The organism is Chryseobacterium indologenes (assembly GCA_016025055.1).
Taxonomy (GTDB): Bacteria; Bacteroidota; Bacteroidia; order Flavobacteriales; family Weeksellaceae; genus Chryseobacterium; species Chryseobacterium indologenes.
Genome location: CP065590.1, coordinates 1,749,723 through 1,765,675, shown reverse-complemented (window position 1 = coordinate 1,765,675; position 15,953 = coordinate 1,749,723). Strand labels below are relative to the sequence as shown.

17 protein-coding genes and 2 pseudogenes are annotated in these 15,953 nt (G+C 29.0%); 13 read left to right on the top strand and 6 right to left on the bottom strand.

From position 1 onward, the window contains the following. Positions 1–59: 59 nt before the first annotated feature. From H3Z85_08020 to H3Z85_08005, 4 genes and pseudogenes are all read left to right on the top strand, one after another. The gene (locus tag H3Z85_08020) at positions 60–884 is read left to right on the top strand and encodes a transposase family protein (protein ID QPQ53283.1); all 825 of its coding nucleotides are present in this window, start codon (positions 60–62) and stop codon (positions 882–884) included. Then, complete coding sequence (locus H3Z85_08015; protein QPQ53282.1) at positions 839–1,411, top strand: Mu transposase C-terminal domain-containing protein; 573 nt, start codon at positions 839–841, stop codon at positions 1,409–1,411. The genes H3Z85_08020 and H3Z85_08015 overlap by 46 nt, the downstream gene beginning before the upstream one ends. Next, positions 1,392–2,265: pseudogene (locus H3Z85_08010) on the top strand (TniB family NTP-binding protein). The gene H3Z85_08015 and the pseudogene H3Z85_08010 overlap by 20 nt, the downstream one beginning before the upstream one ends. A 7-nt stretch (positions 2,266–2,272) precedes the next feature. Beyond that, the gene (locus H3Z85_08005; GenBank protein ID QPQ53281.1) at positions 2,273–3,256 is read left to right on the top strand and encodes a TniQ family protein; all 984 of its coding nucleotides are present in this window, start codon (positions 2,273–2,275) and stop codon (positions 3,254–3,256) included. Here the strand turns inward: H3Z85_08005 and H3Z85_08000 are convergent. After that, positions 3,240–4,169 carry a hypothetical protein gene (locus H3Z85_08000; protein ID QPQ53280.1) on the bottom strand — a complete coding sequence of 310 codons (930 nt, stop codon included), beginning with the start codon at positions 4,167–4,169 and terminating at the stop codon, positions 3,240–3,242. The genes H3Z85_08005 and H3Z85_08000 overlap by 17 nt on opposite strands. A gap of 218 nt (positions 4,170–4,387) precedes the next feature. Beyond that, entirely contained in the window at positions 4,388–4,969 is a 582-nt protein-coding gene (locus H3Z85_07995) for a hypothetical protein (protein QPQ53279.1), read from the bottom strand. Between the two features lie 176 nt (positions 4,970–5,145). Between H3Z85_07995 and H3Z85_07990 the strand changes: the two genes are divergently transcribed. The 9 genes from H3Z85_07990 (at position 5,146) to H3Z85_07950 (ending at position 12,120) form a co-directional block, all read left to right on the top strand. Beyond that, positions 5,146–5,523 carry a hypothetical protein gene (locus H3Z85_07990; GenBank protein ID QPQ53278.1) on the top strand — a complete coding sequence of 126 codons (378 nt, stop codon included), beginning with the start codon at positions 5,146–5,148 and terminating at the stop codon, positions 5,521–5,523. A 226-nt stretch (positions 5,524–5,749) separates the two neighbouring features. Beyond that, entirely contained in the window at positions 5,750–6,292 is a 543-nt protein-coding gene (locus tag H3Z85_07985) for a hypothetical protein (protein QPQ53277.1), read from the top strand. Beyond that, positions 6,289–6,717: a helix-turn-helix transcriptional regulator gene (locus tag H3Z85_07980; GenBank protein ID QPQ53276.1), complete on the top strand. Its 429-nt coding sequence runs from the start codon at positions 6,289–6,291 to the stop codon at positions 6,715–6,717. Before H3Z85_07985 ends, H3Z85_07980 begins: the two co-directional genes overlap by 4 nt. After that, entirely contained in the window at positions 6,717–7,166 is a 450-nt protein-coding gene (locus H3Z85_07975; GenBank protein ID QPQ53275.1) for a hypothetical protein, read from the top strand. The genes H3Z85_07980 and H3Z85_07975 overlap by 1 nt, the downstream gene beginning before the upstream one ends. Before the next feature lie 160 nt (positions 7,167–7,326). After that, positions 7,327–8,268 carry a hypothetical protein gene (locus tag H3Z85_07970; GenBank protein ID QPQ53854.1) on the top strand — a complete coding sequence of 314 codons (942 nt, stop codon included), beginning with the start codon at positions 7,327–7,329 and terminating at the stop codon, positions 8,266–8,268. 128 nt (positions 8,269–8,396) lie between these two features. Further along, positions 8,397–8,969, top strand: coding sequence for a recombinase family protein (locus tag H3Z85_07965; GenBank protein ID QPQ53274.1), 573 nt, complete (start codon positions 8,397–8,399; stop codon positions 8,967–8,969). Between the two features lie 993 nt (positions 8,970–9,962). Continuing rightward, the gene (locus H3Z85_07960) at positions 9,963–10,316 is read left to right on the top strand and encodes a hypothetical protein (GenBank protein QPQ53853.1); all 354 of its coding nucleotides are present in this window, start codon (positions 9,963–9,965) and stop codon (positions 10,314–10,316) included. 368 nt (positions 10,317–10,684) lie between these two features. Continuing rightward, positions 10,685–11,008: a hypothetical protein gene (locus tag H3Z85_07955; protein ID QPQ53273.1), complete on the top strand. Its 324-nt coding sequence runs from the start codon at positions 10,685–10,687 to the stop codon at positions 11,006–11,008. Continuing rightward, positions 11,005–12,120 (top strand): ImmA/IrrE family metallo-endopeptidase, encoded by a 1,116-nt coding sequence (locus H3Z85_07950; GenBank protein QPQ53272.1) that lies wholly within the window; start codon positions 11,005–11,007, stop codon positions 12,118–12,120. Before H3Z85_07955 ends, H3Z85_07950 begins: the two co-directional genes overlap by 4 nt. Here H3Z85_07950 and H3Z85_07945 read toward each other — a convergent pair. The 4 genes and pseudogenes from H3Z85_07945 to H3Z85_07930 all read right to left on the bottom strand — a co-directional run bounded on the left by H3Z85_07945 (position 12,106) and on the right by H3Z85_07930 (position 15,821). Further along, positions 12,106–13,020, bottom strand: coding sequence for a hypothetical protein (locus H3Z85_07945; GenBank protein ID QPQ53271.1), 915 nt, complete (start codon positions 13,018–13,020; stop codon positions 12,106–12,108). The two genes, H3Z85_07950 and H3Z85_07945, sit on opposite strands and share 15 nt — an antisense overlap. Continuing rightward, positions 12,983–13,777 carry a hypothetical protein gene (locus H3Z85_07940; GenBank protein ID QPQ53270.1) on the bottom strand — a complete coding sequence of 265 codons (795 nt, stop codon included), beginning with the start codon at positions 13,775–13,777 and terminating at the stop codon, positions 12,983–12,985. The genes H3Z85_07945 and H3Z85_07940 overlap by 38 nt, the downstream gene beginning before the upstream one ends. Further along, complete coding sequence (locus tag H3Z85_07935; protein ID QPQ53269.1) at positions 13,770–14,738, bottom strand: thymidylate synthase; 969 nt, start codon at positions 14,736–14,738, stop codon at positions 13,770–13,772. The genes H3Z85_07940 and H3Z85_07935 overlap by 8 nt, the downstream gene beginning before the upstream one ends. A 222-nt stretch (positions 14,739–14,960) precedes the next feature. Next, a pseudogene (locus H3Z85_07930) lies at positions 14,961–15,821 on the bottom strand (ATP-binding protein). Between the last annotated feature and the right edge of the window lie 132 nt (positions 15,822–15,953).

The window sequence follows — 15,953 nt, the reverse complement described above, 5'->3', positions numbered from 1 at the left end:
GTGAAATTTATTTAACTCCATCAAAAAAATCTATTTCAAAAGTTATTCGGTCAATAAAGATGAAATGTAAAGAGTTAGACATGACTCCTCCGCATGAAAATACAGTTCGAAATAGAATAAAAAGTTTATCTGAAGAAGAAGTTTTAAAGGCTAGATATGGAAGTAAAAGCTCTAGAGATAAATTTGAACCTATCAAAGGAAATTTTCCAGGAGCAAATTTTCCATTATCTGTAGTCCAGATAGATCATACCTGCTTAGATATTTTTTTAGTAGATGAATTATATCGTAAACCATTTATGAGGCCCTATTTAACCCTCGCAATTGATGTATATAGTAGAATGGTAGTTGGTTTTAATCTATCTTTTGATCCACCAGGTGAAATGGGCACCGGTCTTTGTATTGCAAATTCTATATTAAGCAAAGATTTATTACTTGAAAAACATGGGATAAAGGGCGATTGGCCATGCTGGGGGACGATGGCAACCATTCATCTGGATAATGCAAAAGAATTTAGAGGAAGTATGCTAAAACTTGCGTGTTATAACTATGGAATTAACATTGAACATAGACCAGTAGCAACACCTCATTGGGGAGGAAATATTGAGAGACTGTTTGGTACTATTTCTAAGGAAGTTCATAATCTATCAGGCTCTACTTTTTCTAAAGTTTCGGACCGAGAAAATTATGATTCTCAAGCTAAAGCTTCCCTCACTATTAACGAACTTGAAAAGTGGCTAATTACATATATTGTCAATGTATATCACAAAAAAATACATTCCAGTATTAACATGTCACCACTTGAAAAATTTAAAAAGGAATATTCGGTGAAAATGGAACTTTGGGAACTGGTTTACCGCCAAAGCTTATCAACGAAAGAAGGGTAAGACTAGATTTTATGCCATTTTTCGAAAGAACAATACAAGAATATGGAGTACTAATTGACCATATTACTTATTACAGCGATATACTTAGGAAGTACATCCATTCAAGAGAAGATTTAACAAAATATAGTAAAAAACAAAAATTTATATTTAAACGAGATCCTCGAGACATCAGTATCATTTATTTCTACGATCCAAATATTAATGATTATTTTGAAATACCTTATCGCGATACATCGAAACCTCCTATATCAATTTGGGAATTTAATGAAGTTGTAACAAAATTATCAAAACAAAATATCTCTATAAATGAAAATTCCATCTTTGAAGCATATAAAGAAATGGAAAACATCGAACTTATGGCAATTCGTGAAACTAAAAAATTAAAAAGATTTTCACGGCTTTCAGACAAAAGAAATGAAAATCTTCACAATCCATTAAAATCATTTGAGGATAATTATATAGAAGAAATTACCAATCTAACAATTAAACCATTTGAAGAAATTGACGATGATGCATTTACACAATAAGACTAAAGAACTGGTCAATACATTGACTGATGATGAGCGTATAAAATCTGTTAAAAAACCAAAATGGATTGGTTACACTCAAGCAAAGAAAATTCATAAAAAACTCGAGGATTTAAGAGATTACCCAACCAATCTAAGAATGCCAAATCTTTTATTAATTGGGGATTCCAACAATGGCAAAACAGCTCTTCTTAATAAATTTACCGCAACCAACCCATCTTTTATCATAGAAGAAACACAAGAACTTATCTTACCCGCATTAATGGTTCAAGCACCACCTGAACCAGATGAAAAGAGGTTTTATAATATCATACTTGAAAATTTATATGCTCCATATAAATCTAGTGAAAAAAATAGAAATGCGCCAACAAAGGACTATTCATTTACTAAAGAAATTAAATGTAAAAATTTTAATTATAGATGAAATTCAACATTTATTAGCTGGAACAATTTCAAAACAAAGATTGTTTTTGAATGTTCTCAAATATATTTCTAATGAGTTACAAATAGCTTTAGTATGTTCAGGCACTCGAGAAGCATTCAACGCAATTCAAACTGATCCACAATTAGCTAATAGATTTGAGCCAAAAGTACTTCCTAAATGGAATAATGACGAAGAGTACTTAAGGCTACTTGCTAGTTTTGAAAGAATACTTCCATTGAAGAACCCATCACATTTAATTGAAAACTCTTTATGTAGTTTAATTCTTTCAAAAAGTGAAGGTTTATTGGGGGAAATTTCTAAAATACTGGAACTTTCTACGATTCTAGCAATTGAAACTGGAATTGAAAAAATAAATAAAAATATCCTCGAAAATATTGATTATACACCTCCTAGTGAAAGAAAAAAATGATATTCAGATGAGTTATTTAATTATTAATTCGAAAGTATTACCGGGGTATATTCCTCCTGAAAAAGATGAATTGCTATCTAGTTGGATATTTAGGTTATCTCAATCTCATAAAATAAAACCATTCTCGTTTACAAAATTTTATTTTAAAGAGACAGCATTTTGGAATAGGGACGTAGATAAATTTATTTATAGAACAGTAATTGACCAGTTAACAAAAATAACACCTCTTTCAAAAGATGATATTTTAAATTTACATCTTATTTCATACAAAGATATTGTTTTTAACACTCCACTAGTAGTATCACATACACGTGGAATCACTAGTCTTGGAATATATCATAGAAAAAGAAAAAATTATGGATTATTAGCTTGTCCAAAATGCTTAAGAAAAAAATATTACTATAAAAAAAGCTGGCGTTTACTCACATCCTTAGTCTGTACAGAGTGCAAGTGTCACCTGATTGATCACTGTCCCAACTGCAATTCTCCAATTATATTCCAGAGACTTGATATAGGGGATAAAACCAATCATAAAAATATTCCTATTTACTTATGTTGGCTTTGTAATTTTGACCTAAGAACAGAGTTTGAAGTAGTGGCTGTAGACTCTTTAATTTATGATTACCAAAAGTATATGAATGAATGTATAAGCAATGGATATTGCTTACACACCCAATACTCATTTTTGTATATTCAACTATTACTCATTATCTTGGGAAAATCTAAAACCAATTCATACAAATGGACTAGGGTTAGAAATGCTTTTATGATAGAATTTAATTTAATTGATGAAGAGTTTTACTGCAAAAGTTTAGAGACATCAATTCAATTTCGCAGAAAGGTAATACCGCTAATATATTTTTTACTAAATAACATTCCCGAAAGATTTATCCCTTTTTGCAAGAAATATTCTTTAAGATACTCTGATTTCGCTAAAGATAATGAAAGTCTTCCTTTTTGGTTTTACAGAAATTTTAGAGAATATTACTAACTATCCTAGTCTCGTAAAGTTTTTTAGCCGTTCTTGAAGCAGCTTTTGTAATCAATTCTTCCCTACTTGTAATACTTCCTTCATCTTTCCTTGGACGGTCATGTTTAGCTCCAAGTTGAATCACTATTCCCTTGGCAATATAATCTCTTGAATAATGATTTCTAATATATGACCATAATATCTTCGATGTTTCTTTTATCTCATTTTCATAATCATTAAATTCAGAACCTAATAAAAATAAGTTTTCTACAGATATCCTGAGAAATAACTCCTTATTAAACACACCAATAATTCCATTCCCAAATTCAACAAAGTATATATATTTATTTAGATGACTAATCTCAACAAATTGAAATGGTAAAGGAATTTCATTTTTTGAAAATTCTTTTACATCAAAATTAGGTGACTCATTTAAGTAATTTTCCCTAAGAATCCTAATTACCTCTTTAAAGTATTCAAAGTTACCAATAGTAATAATTGAATTTTTAACATTTTCCTTTACTGTATCAGAAAATTCTAATAAATTTTCAATCTCTCTAATTACATCCTTATTTTCATTATCTCCTTTTTGCAAATCTACATTATAGGCCTCTTTTTGTTTTTCTCTTTTTATGATGTTTACAGGAATATAAAAAGGATTTCGTATTTTATCATTGGTAACCTCTCCTGCAGGATTATTATTTGCTGTATCTTTTGTCAAGTTTAATGACAACCCTTCCGTTTCTGAAAGAGAAGGTCGTGTAACATCTATTGGATCATGATTCTCTCTGTCCTTAGTAGAGTTTTTAGCGTTGAAAGGAAATAATCGTATTTCATCTACAGTATATGGCTGCTCATCTAGAAATGTAAAATTTGTAATCCGGTAAGCTAACAAATAATCAACCTTTTTACCTTCAGAATCTAATGCATACATTTCTTTACCAATTACACCAAGGTTATATTTTTTAAATTCCCATGAGAGATTTAGATATACCGAAACTTTTTCTTTTAAATTGTTGAAAAATGATTCCTGTACATGAGAATAAATACTCCATAAAAATTTAGTTCCTTTTCCGTCTTTAATGAAAAAAAAGGGGGCTAATATAATAGCTTCTTGCTTTGTTAATTTAGATGCGTCGTAGTGAAGCTCCCCTATCTTTTTCCTAGATCATCACCCAGTCCAGAATAGGTTTTTATATTATCCGTATTGAATCCAGATAATAACTCTCCTGAAAAAGCCTTATTTATTAACTTGTCATTATAAAAAAATAGATACTGCAAAATAGTATAAGGAGAAATAAGAATACATCTACTTTTTTTAAATTTATTTTTACCAAATACTTTTAGATATTTAAAACTATTATCAATTATTTGGCTAGAATTCTTAATAAAATATTCATTCCCAATCAGTGGAAATTTATTTTGAGTCATATAATAAGAATCAGGTATAGTAAAATTATAACTATTATCTTGAGATGTAGGAAGTAATTTTTCTTCTTCAACATCGTATAATGATCCTATTCCATATTCCGATAAGAATGATACTGGAACTTGTTTTACCACCCAATTATTATAATCAATATTGTTGTACCAGGATTCATCAGGCATCAGTTTATTATAAAAATACAAATCAACCTTTCTCTGTTTATCATATTTTATTTTACCAATCCAGAATAAATACCAATATCTCCCTCGCCCTTTAGGAAAATCAATGATATGCTTTTTCTTAGTCATTCGCATTTGCTTTTGTGTTAAGTTATCATTTTTTTTTGGTTTTTATTATTTATAATTAATTTTAACTCTTACTTAGAGAAAGTAGGAAAAGTTTGGGTTAAATAAAGAATATAGTGGCTATATCTAGAATTTAAATCACATAATAGGATAATAATAATATTAAAAGATTAAAAATTATGATTGATGAGATAAGAAAGCAATTGATAGAATTAGCTAGGCTTAAGCAAACTTGGTCATATTCACAATTAAATAATCAGCTGCAACTAAATTTGAATTTTGAATCATCATATGATCGAGATCTAATAGGTAACTGGTTAGGTGAAATCTCCATCTATGAATACCAACGTAATAGACCCCTTTTAAGTTCTTTAATTGTTCATAAATCAAAAAATAGAGAACAAGGTGATGGTTTTTTTAAACTATGTGAAAGTCTTTATCACAGAAACTGGGTGGATTTAAAAGCAGATAAAAATTTTGAAATTGATCGCATTGCCGAATGTTTCTCATACTGGAAAAATAATGAGCATTATAAAAAATTTAAAGACGATTTCTAGAAATATCGCTAAATATTTATAAATTATTTAATGCGTCAACTTTTGACGCCTATGTGGTATACTTTTGTAAAAAGAAAGCAAGGGAAGTAACTAGTTTAAAACAAATTAGGCATACAAATAAATTTTAAAAATAACAATATCGTTAATTTTAAAATTTAACTTTTTAATTACTATATTTGCTAAAATTAACTTAAAAGTTAAATTTTATTTGTAATTTAGTTATCTAATGAGTACCTTTGCAAGAATTAAATCAGTTGCCACCTATAAAAAAGTCGTTTATTACTCGGTTATTTTAACCGATTCAAAGGAAGAAGAGATTCTAGAAGTTGAAACTGAATCATTATTTGAAGACTTTTTAAATAGAAATCAAACTGATAATAGAAAAAAATTAACACACATTCTCGCTTGGATGAAAGAAATAGGAGAGAATAGAGGTGCTCTGATTGATGATTTTAGACATGAAAAAAAGGCTAGTGCATTACCACCAAAAGGAAAAGATAGAAAGCCTGTATTCATGAGTAAGGGGAAGAATGATATAAACGATCTACGACTATATTGTTTTCCTGTGAATGAGCGCGTAGTTTTTTTATTCAATGGCGGAATAAAAACTACCAAAAAAGCTCAGGAATGCCCAAATGTTAGTACTCATTTTGACATTGCTAATAAATTGGTTTCCTGTTTAGATGATCTATTTTTAAGTAAAGAAATATCATGGAACAAAGAGTTTACAGATATTGAATTTGCGGAAGATCTTATTTTTGAAATATGAATACATTGAAAAATAGTAAGACTAACCTAATTGACAATTGGTTACAAGAATTCGGCGATAAAGAGATAGAAAAACTTGTTGCCCGAAATGTTGCAATATCAAATAGAATTATAAAAATTCTAAAAGATAAAAATATGTCTAGGGTTGAATTTGCTGATATTTTAGGTAAAAAACCATCAGAAATATCCAAACTTCTAAGTGGTAGACATAATATTAATATCAAAACAATTGTAAAAATGGAAGTTGCTCTTAAAGAGGATATCCTTTCAATTGTTGATGATAGTTCCAAAGCTAAGACTAAAATTGTATATCTAACTGTTCATAAAAACCCTACAATCACAGATAAGGAATTTAGACCTGTTCAAATTCCCTTAGATGATTCTGAGGATGAAAATTTTTGTGAACTTTGTCAAGATGTTATATAATGAAATTAAAGGAAAAGAAAGTCTTCGATCCTCAAAAAGCAGAATTATATGAAATAAATATTGAAAGTAATGTACAAATTACACATGCTTTTGAATTGGGGAAATGTGAAATGCAAGTTGGCTTTAATACTTCTGTTGAATACAGTGACGAAGCCAATGATCTGAGAATATTATTAGATATAATTTTAGAGAGAAACGATGACAATGATGATTTTGCTGAATTTAACTTTGAATTTTATTATAAAATTCAAGATCTAAAAGATTACCATGAAGTTAAAAAAGAAATTCATATACTGTCAGCTCAAGTCGCAGTTCCTCTTGTAGGAGTTAGCATATCAACTGCTAGGGGAATTATTTTTGAAAGGTTACATAATACATATTGGAAAAATGTTCTTATTCCAATTGTTTCTCCTAAAGTCGTTCTAGAAAATAGTTTAAAAAAACATTAATATAAAAGGGAATCTTATAGATTCCCTTTTTGTTTAAATCACAAAAAAGATGAAAATTAAATAAGCACCATGAGACTACATACTTACCATGAAAACATTGAACATCTAAAAGCTTTTAACGAAGAATATCAATTAATAAATATTTACATCCCTCCTATAGATAATAAAAAGCCTTCAAAAAAAAAAAATATCAGAGAGAATCTGCCGATTCTGTGGTAAAAAATCTGATCAGACCACCTTTAAAAGCAAACCTCACATAATTTCAAGATTATTTGGAAACAATTCTGGAATATCAGATTATGAATGTGATAAATGTAACAACCATTTCTCAGTCTACGAAAGTGATATGGCTAATTTTTTAGGACTAAATAGAAGTATTAATGCTTTAGGAAAACAAACTCCCCCAACATTTAAATCATACGATGGTAACATTGTAGCAAAAAAATCCAACTTTAAAGGTCTTGAAGGCCTTGAAATAGAATCAAATAAACAGGACAAAATTCAAAAAATAGATAATGGAATCATTGAATTTAATATTGTGCATAATCCATATATACCTATTAATATTTTTAAGTGTTTAATGAAGATTGCATTAACTATAATTCCTGACAATGAAGTACCTAAATATAAACTCTGTTTTGATTTTCTCATGAAAAATAAAAATGAGCAATATTTTACACAACATGCAAAACAAATTCATAGAGGCCTATCAGGTTTAAATGTACCAATTCCTTATACTCTACTTTTCAAAAAAAGAAACATCGGGAGCAAATTACCCTCTCATTGGATTAAACTATATTACCAAGACTCATATATCCAATTTTATTTACCTTATTATAAAGATGACAAAGTACTAGTTCAAGGAGAAGAATTGACCTACCCCCTTTGTCCGCCATTAATTTTCACAGACACACAACCAGAAGGAGTGGCAAAGAATTATGAAAGACTAGATTTATCTTCTAATGAAACAACTAAAGGAAAGACTACAAAACTTAATTTAATTTTTGATGAAAATTTAAGAGATAATTGTGACACCTTTGATTCTGATACAATTACGAAGGTATTCCTTACTAGAAACCCCAAACTACTAGATGAAATATAGAAATAATAATCTCAAAAAACGTTCGTTTTATGGAACTAAATGAGAAAGCAAATATCAAAGCTAAATTCAGTACCATTTACCGTTTTATTTAATAGTTTTGTAAATAACCCTTTTTTAAAACTAAATTTATGACAGTAGGCTACGCACGAATCTCGACGCCTGGACAACAGCTCTCAGTCCAAACTGAATTATTAAAAGAAAATGGATGTGAAAGAATATTTACTGATATTGCTAGTGGTGTTCGAGAAGATAGAGAGGGGCTAAATGAAATGTTATCATATTTACGAAAGGGTGATATTATATTGGTTTATAAAACAGACCGAATCTTTCGATCTCTCAAAAACATGATCGAATTAATTGAAAAGTTTAATAAAAAAGGTGTGCTCTTCAAGAGCCTAACTGAACCCGCTTTTGACACCACTTCGGCCAATGGAAAGTTTATCATTCAAATTTTTGGTGCTGTTGCAGAATTTGAAAGAAATCTTATAAGTGAAAGAACCAAATCAGGATTAGAAGGAGCAAGAAAAAGGAAAAAGCTTTTAGGTAGACCCAAGGGGGCTAGCCAAGGAAGTATTGAAAAATATCAATTTGCCAAGCATCTATATGATAGTAAGGGTATTCCTGTTGATAAAGCTTGTAAACAGGCCGGTATTAGTAAAACAACTTTTTATAGAATAGATCGAGAAAAAAATAATTACTAACATAAGAAATTTAAAAATCAATAGACTGAAAATTCTCAATTTAATCGCATATAATTTCTATCAAAAAAAATCACACCCCTACTGCTGTTTAATCATAAAATACTATTATATAATATAATACAAAAGCCCGTTTAACCCAAAAAGTAATTTGGTAGTACTATCTAACACTTATCTGAAACAATACCTCTAATGAAAGGCATTCCCTATCAATGTGGAAAACTTTTGACAATATAAATTTTAAGAATTGAAATTGGTTTTTTACCTTTGATAGAAATAAATAAACCCGAAAGGGCAATCTCGGGTTTATCAATTTTCCATAATGGAATCTTTTTATAGGTTTCTAGAACTCTTAGTAATTCTTATTGAGCTTTTCAAAGCGATTCGACCTCTTTTTAAAAAGAAAAAATAAGAACTGTTCTAGTAAAAATCCTCCTCTTAGTAGGAGGTTTTTTCTTTTTATCAGTTTAAGGTTTCAAATTGAAACATCATTTTGATGTAACAAATATACACAAAATTTGTTTTGTTGTTTTGTTGAGACAAACTTTTTTAGTTCAAAATAACAACCTAATTAATCAATTTTTGCAGTTGGAAATACAAAATCCCTTTATATATAATAATTAGCCATGTATCAAATACACAAAAAAAGTTATCAACTTTCACTATTTGCATAATTAAAAAAAAATCATTATACATTCCTTCAAAAACTATAACACGAAAAGATTAAAAATTCAATATGTAGTATTTTAATTATATGGATTCTTTACCATCTCCATATATATTCTAATTATTCTAAAAAATTGTAGCAAAATATGAAAGTATTTTTTAGTATGAAGACTCAATAAGAGTTTCTAAAATCTTAAAACACCCCTATGTAACATAATTTATTATAAAAAACAAATCAAATATTATTATTAACAGGCTAGAGAATATTTTAAACGGAAGGTGTATATTTGATACTAGAAATTAAGTACTATTAAAATGAAAGATTTAGAGATGGCTATTAATCAATTACGTGATTTATGTTTTAACGAATCATTTAAAAATGGCTGGCATACAGATGCATCAGGAAATCTTTTGAATAAAAATAAAGGAGAAATGATTTCGTTAATACATTCTGAAATTTCGGAAGCCTTAGAAGGTGAAAGAAAAAGTTTAATGGACAACCATTTACCGAACAGACCTATGCCAGAAGTTGAAATGGCTGATGCAATTATTCGCATAATGGATTATTGTGGAAGGTGGGGATATGATATTGGTGGTGCCATAATAGAAAAACTAGAATATAATGCCCAACGACAAGACCATACTAGGGAAGAAAGAATGAAAGAAAACGGGAAAAAATTTTAAATTAGCTACGAATTTTTGTTTAAATTATCTTAAGTGTTAGCAATCGGTTTTTCTTTCTTATCAGAATCTTATATATAGGAATCCACAGGTCCTAAGCCACCCCTAAAATAGGTCAAAACTTAAATTCTATTTCTTTTCCAAGTAAAAATTATATTATCTCTGAAGAATATACTCTAGACTATAAATTCGAAATAAGATTTTCAATTACTATCTACTATTGAGAAGCTTTATAAGAAAAATTCATATTTAAATTAGATTTTACAAAAAAATAAAGTAAATCTAAATTATTAAAAAATTTAAGCTATTATTTAACATATTTTTTTTAATTTTAGTAAAATTAGAATTAAAAACTTTATTTTAAATTTGGCGTGAGAATTACTTTTGATAATGATTTGGTAAGAGGCGTTTGTGAAGATTATGAACTCGCGTATGAACAATATGGAGCTGAAAAAGCTCCTATATTATTAGACAGATTTTCAGATTTAGAAGCAGCCTCATGTATTGAGGATATTAAAATCGGTAGATTTGTTATAAATACGGTAACAGATAAACAAGTAGTCATTACTTATTATTTTACACATGGAGATGATCAATTTATGACATTTGAAATTCCTCAAAATAATAAACTTTTAATTGACTACCATACTTATAAAAAAGTATCTAGAGTAAAACTAATAAATATAAATTTATGACCTTTAATCCTAATTGGGTTTCAAGCCCATACAGCACAATAAAAGATATTATCACATATAATAATATGGATAAAGATCTGCTGGATGAGACATTGAAAAAGGATAAGATTCAGCTAGATGACTTGTTAAATGGAAAGATTTATATAGATGAAAAAATAGCTTATATATTATCTCTGCTATTTAATAACTCTCAATCTTTTTGGATTAATAAACAATTGATTTATGATGAAAGAGTTAAAAATTTAGATTCAATTGAAAAGGAAGATTGGATTAACAGTTTACCCATTCAAGAATTAATGCAAGAAGGGTTTATTGATTCAAAAACTAATTTATATGAAAAATGTCTAAAGTTTTTTGATGTTGAGAATATATTTGATTGGAAAATAAAGTACTTAAAAAATAGTAACTTATCTTTTAGGAAGTCTGAAGGGTTTGATTCTAAAAAGGGTTCTGTGATTTCTTGGCTTCGAATGGGAGAATTACATATAGAAAATATAAAATACCCTCCATATAGTAGAGAAGAGTTTGAAAGTAAATTACAAAATGAAATTAAAAATTTAACTAGAAAAAATTCACCAAAAATATTTATCCCTAAATTAGTAGAAATCTGCCATGATTGTGGTGTTAAGCTATCTATACAAAAAGCCCCTAAAAATTGTAAGGTATATGGTGTTACTAAATTTTCATCGGAAGGTAACCCTATAATGATATTAAGTTTTAGGTATTTATCAGATGATCAATTTTGGTTTACATTTTTTCATGAAGCGGGTCATATTATTTTGCATGAGAAAAAGTTTTTAAACTTTGAAGATGATAATATTACTGAAATAAATGAAAAATTTTTACTTCAAGAGCAAGAAGCTAATTTATTTGCTGAGGAAGTTTTAATTCCCTACCCCTTAAAAGATAAACTCTCTTCTTTAAATAGCAATCAAAGGAGGCTATTAGCTTTTGCCATGGAAGCAAATGTTTCTCCAGGTATAGTTGTTGGACAGCTACAAAATAAAAAATACATAAAACCTTCCTACATGAATGGTTATAAAAGATGGTTCTCTCGAGAAGAAATTAATACTTCATTTAAAAGTGCTATCACTTCACTAGCCTCTAAATAATTTATACATCATAGGAGATTTTTGCCAATTACAAACACAATCCTCCAAAATCTGCATAATAAAAGGGTAATCATCAAAAGCAGCATTGCCAATATCTTTCAGAAAATCATTTAACTCTCTAGTTTTAGCAGGAGAGTCAAACAATAATTTTGTTCCAGCTATAGGTCCACCATTACCTAAATATGGATTATTTGGTTCGATTTCTAAAATTCCAACTTTCCCCACCATGCATAAAAAATCGAAGACAGCAAGTCTACCAAATCCTCTAATAGAGTTGAAATATTTATATAAGTAATCAAAAAATGCGTTTTTGTCTGCCTTTATAGTAGCAGGAATAGTAGAAATAAATGCGCCAAAATCATTATTAACGAGTTCAAAAAAAGACATAAAAGTTTGATATGTTCCACTATGAGTATTTATTTTTAACGATTGATACTTGCGGTGATTCCCAAAATTTCCTCTTCTTTTAATATCAGTAATATTATCTCCTAACCAAGTCCTAAAGGCCACTGGATTATTTGTTATTTGATCCCAACTCCATACAACAGGATCTCCCAATTTTCCATAAACAGCTTTAATCAATTCATAATTAGATTTAATATTTTTCCCAAAGTGTACATACAAAAAAATATTCCAAACCGCTTCATTAATATTTCCTTCATTTAAATATAATATAGAAGCCCTGATTGGATCATATAAATCAGAATTTGGATTTTTTCTTTCATCATTTAACACTCTAGTTTTTAGTTTTTCTATAAATTTGATCCTTTTATGACTGTCTATAAACTGTCTTATAAAACTATCTTCAACAGCAGCATTACGAAGCCCTGGGAGATCAACACTCTCCCGATATAGGTCTAATCTAGTTTTGATATCTGTATAAATCTCTTGATTCTTCATAAAAATTATTTATTTCTTTTTGCAACCATTCTTTTATTGAAATCACAATATCCTTGCTAACTCCAAAAGAACTTTGAATATTATGATTAAAACCTAAAATCAATATTTTTTTATCTCCTTTTATTAGGGTAGCTTTATAACTATTTCCTTTGACCGTTGTTCTTTTTGTTAAAATATCCCATTCCGAAATATGCTTTTTAAAAAGTTCTTGTTTAAAAACTTTTTGAAAATTATCTACAACACTTTGACCATTTAAAATACAAATCTCAATATTTGATTCAGTAATTAGATATTTTAAATAATTACCAAATTCTGCAATCAAAAAATCTCTTTCAACCAAAGAAAGATTACCCCATTTATCTTTTGTAGCAACAGGAATAATATCCAAATGAACAGTGTTATTATATGGGAAATAATATGAAAACTCTACATCCGAAAATAGAACATCTAACCTATTAAACCAATTTTTATAGGGATTACGATTAAAATAATAATCAAAGCTTGTTTGAATTTCTAGAATTTCACTATGAGACACTTCTGACCAAGAATTTATCTTTAAATCATCTTTATTGACAAATCTATTATATGAATATCCGTTAGAATCATAGTATTCTTTATCACTTGGGTTTAATCCTATTGTAGCAATTCTAGAGTTCATTATATTTCCAAAATATAAGATTGGAACATAATCTTTTATTATTAGCTCCGATGATGAATCCTCAACTGTTTCTAGAAGTTCTTTTATCTTATCAAACATTAAACTTTTCTTTTATATATATCTTATAATTTTCGTTACTTATTAAATGTAATAAATTTTTGACTTTATCTTGAAATGCTTTTTTCTTATTAGTTTTTCTAAGGGAGAATATCAGTAATATATAAAGTAAATCTTTCCAGTATGGATTTAATCCACTTTCTTCAATATCAAATTCCTGCAAATTTCTTATTTTATTTTCATACTCTAAAACTGTTTTCATCGTGAGTAGAGAAGTGTCATTAGGCATCGGCTCCATTTGAGTTTTTGAAGTTTGTAATCCTTCACTTAAATACAGATCAACGTCTTTATCGTCTGCCATATAATAATGGCAACTACTTATGAAATGATTATAAGAGCCGATTTCTTTCTTTAGTTCCTTTGCTATAATCTCCTGAAGCATTGTAAAGCAAAAGATATCATGAGGTAACCCAACAAAAACATCATTTGATCGCATTGTCACAAATAATATAAGTTTATTATCTCTGATAAAAAATTGCAATGTACATGTACATGGAATATCTAAATTATCTTTATCAAGTAAATCATTTTTATCAAAGATTTGAATTACTGCCTGTCTTGTATTTTCTTTTCTTTTAAGCAACTCAACAACAGTATCTATTTGAGTAGAAACAGAATCCACCTTACTAAAAAGTCTCGCTCCATAGGCCCCATTTAAAATTTTACCATCATTAGAGAAATCAACATATTTTTTAATATAGTACATTATAAAATCCAGATTATTAGATCCAGACATATACCATAAAAATTCTCCTATCGGACTTACAAATACGCTTTTTGCAAAGGATGTACTAATCCTATTTAGGGGATTTGTTAATTTTATATAGACACCTAATATTTCTTTATTCTGACCTTTGCTATTTTTTTGATTAATTCCTTGTTCCCTTATTTTATTAAGTAAATCATGAATAATATCATCTAATGATTGTTTTTCGATATACATAATTTTCATTCTTGTACAATAATTTTGCACAATTTTTTGGTTATTATTTTTTTGTTTAAAATACAAAAAAAAGATTTGCCGAATTACGGGAACCCTTTTTTATATAAATTAAAAATTATTATGTGAAAAAACTTTTGTATAAATTAAATATTAATTCGCATCAACTTCTATTATTTTTGCACTAACTCTTGTTTTTTTGCATTTCCTTTTGGAATTGACACATCCACCAACCAGTGCGACATCAGAAATCGTATGATGAGGTGATCTAAAGGGACGAACGGTCATCAAAGAAGATTCTGTTCCTATTTTTCCTGCCACAGAATGGATCTTTGTGGTCTCCAGCGCTTCTTTCAAAGTCAGTGGAGGCAAAATACCGGGAACTCTTTTGGCGAGCATTGTTTTTCCACTTCCGGGAGGGCCGATCAAAATGATATTGTGACCGCCTGCTGCGGCTACCTCCATTGCCCTTTTGGCTGCTTCCTGCCCCTTCACTTCTGAAAAATCAAACGGAAAATCATTAATTCTTTCATGAAATTCCTTTTGAGTATCCAATATAATTTTATCAATAGCCTTTCCTTCATTAAAAAATTCAATAACCTGTTTAATATTTTCAACTCCGTATACGTCCAGATCACTGACAATAGCAGCTTCTCTGGCATTTTGAATGGGAAGTATTATTCCTCTGAACCCTTCTTCCTTTGCCTGTATTGCAATGGGCAGAACTCCTTTGATAGGCTGCAGGCTTCCGTCCAGCGAAAGCTCTCCCATAATGATATAATTCTGAATTTCATCCGCTAAGATCTGATCTGAAGCTGCTAAAATTCCAATAGCAATACTCAAATCATAGGCAGACCCTTCTTTTCTGAGATCTGCAGGCGCCATATTAATGGTAATTTTCTTTCCGGGAATTTTGTAGCCGACATTTTTCAGTGCGGCAGAAATCCTGTAGCTGCTTTCCTTGATGGCATTATCAGGTAATCCTACCAGATGATACCCTACTCCTCCGGTATCTACATTAACCTCAATTGTTATCGTTTGTGCAGCCACTCCGTGAATGGCGCTTCCGTAAATTTTGATCAGCATGGGTGTGTTTTTGAAAGTAAATGTAATTAATATAATATTTTACAAACATTTGATTTACATTAACTTTATTCTAAAAAACAAGTCATATTTTAAATTATATCAGCAAAATTAGTATACGATTCAATCAGAGAT

What these genes read in the sequence shown, in the direction of transcription:
- H3Z85_08020 (QPQ53283.1), top strand. Translation starts at nt 60, where the DNA reads ATGAAATGTAAAGAGTTAGACATGACTCCTCCGCATGAAAATACAGTT.
- H3Z85_08005 (QPQ53281.1), top strand. Translation starts at nt 2,273, where the DNA reads ATGAGTTATTTAATTATTAATTCGAAAGTATTACCGGGGTATATTCCT.
- H3Z85_08000 (QPQ53280.1), bottom strand. Translation starts at nt 4,169, where the DNA reads ATGTATGCATTAGATTCTGAAGGTAAAAAGGTTGATTATTTGTTAGCT.
- H3Z85_07995 (QPQ53279.1), bottom strand. Translation starts at nt 4,969, where the DNA reads ATGACTAAGAAAAAGCATATCATTGATTTTCCTAAAGGGCGAGGGAGA.
- H3Z85_07990 (QPQ53278.1), top strand. Translation starts at nt 5,146, where the DNA reads ATGATTGATGAGATAAGAAAGCAATTGATAGAATTAGCTAGGCTTAAG.
- H3Z85_07985 (QPQ53277.1), top strand. Translation starts at nt 5,750, where the DNA reads ATGAGTACCTTTGCAAGAATTAAATCAGTTGCCACCTATAAAAAAGTC.
- H3Z85_07980 (QPQ53276.1), top strand. Translation starts at nt 6,289, where the DNA reads ATGAATACATTGAAAAATAGTAAGACTAACCTAATTGACAATTGGTTA.
- H3Z85_07975 (QPQ53275.1), top strand. Translation starts at nt 6,717, where the DNA reads ATGAAATTAAAGGAAAAGAAAGTCTTCGATCCTCAAAAAGCAGAATTA.
- H3Z85_07965 (QPQ53274.1), top strand. Translation starts at nt 8,397, where the DNA reads ATGACAGTAGGCTACGCACGAATCTCGACGCCTGGACAACAGCTCTCA.
- H3Z85_07960 (QPQ53853.1), top strand. Translation starts at nt 9,963, where the DNA reads ATGGCTATTAATCAATTACGTGATTTATGTTTTAACGAATCATTTAAA.
- H3Z85_07950 (QPQ53272.1), top strand. Translation starts at nt 11,005, where the DNA reads ATGACCTTTAATCCTAATTGGGTTTCAAGCCCATACAGCACAATAAAA.
- H3Z85_07945 (QPQ53271.1), bottom strand. Translation starts at nt 13,020, where the DNA reads ATGAAGAATCAAGAGATTTATACAGATATCAAAACTAGATTAGACCTA.
- H3Z85_07940 (QPQ53270.1), bottom strand. Translation starts at nt 13,777, where the DNA reads ATGTTTGATAAGATAAAAGAACTTCTAGAAACAGTTGAGGATTCATCA.
- H3Z85_07935 (QPQ53269.1), bottom strand. Translation starts at nt 14,738, where the DNA reads ATGTATATCGAAAAACAATCATTAGATGATATTATTCATGATTTACTT.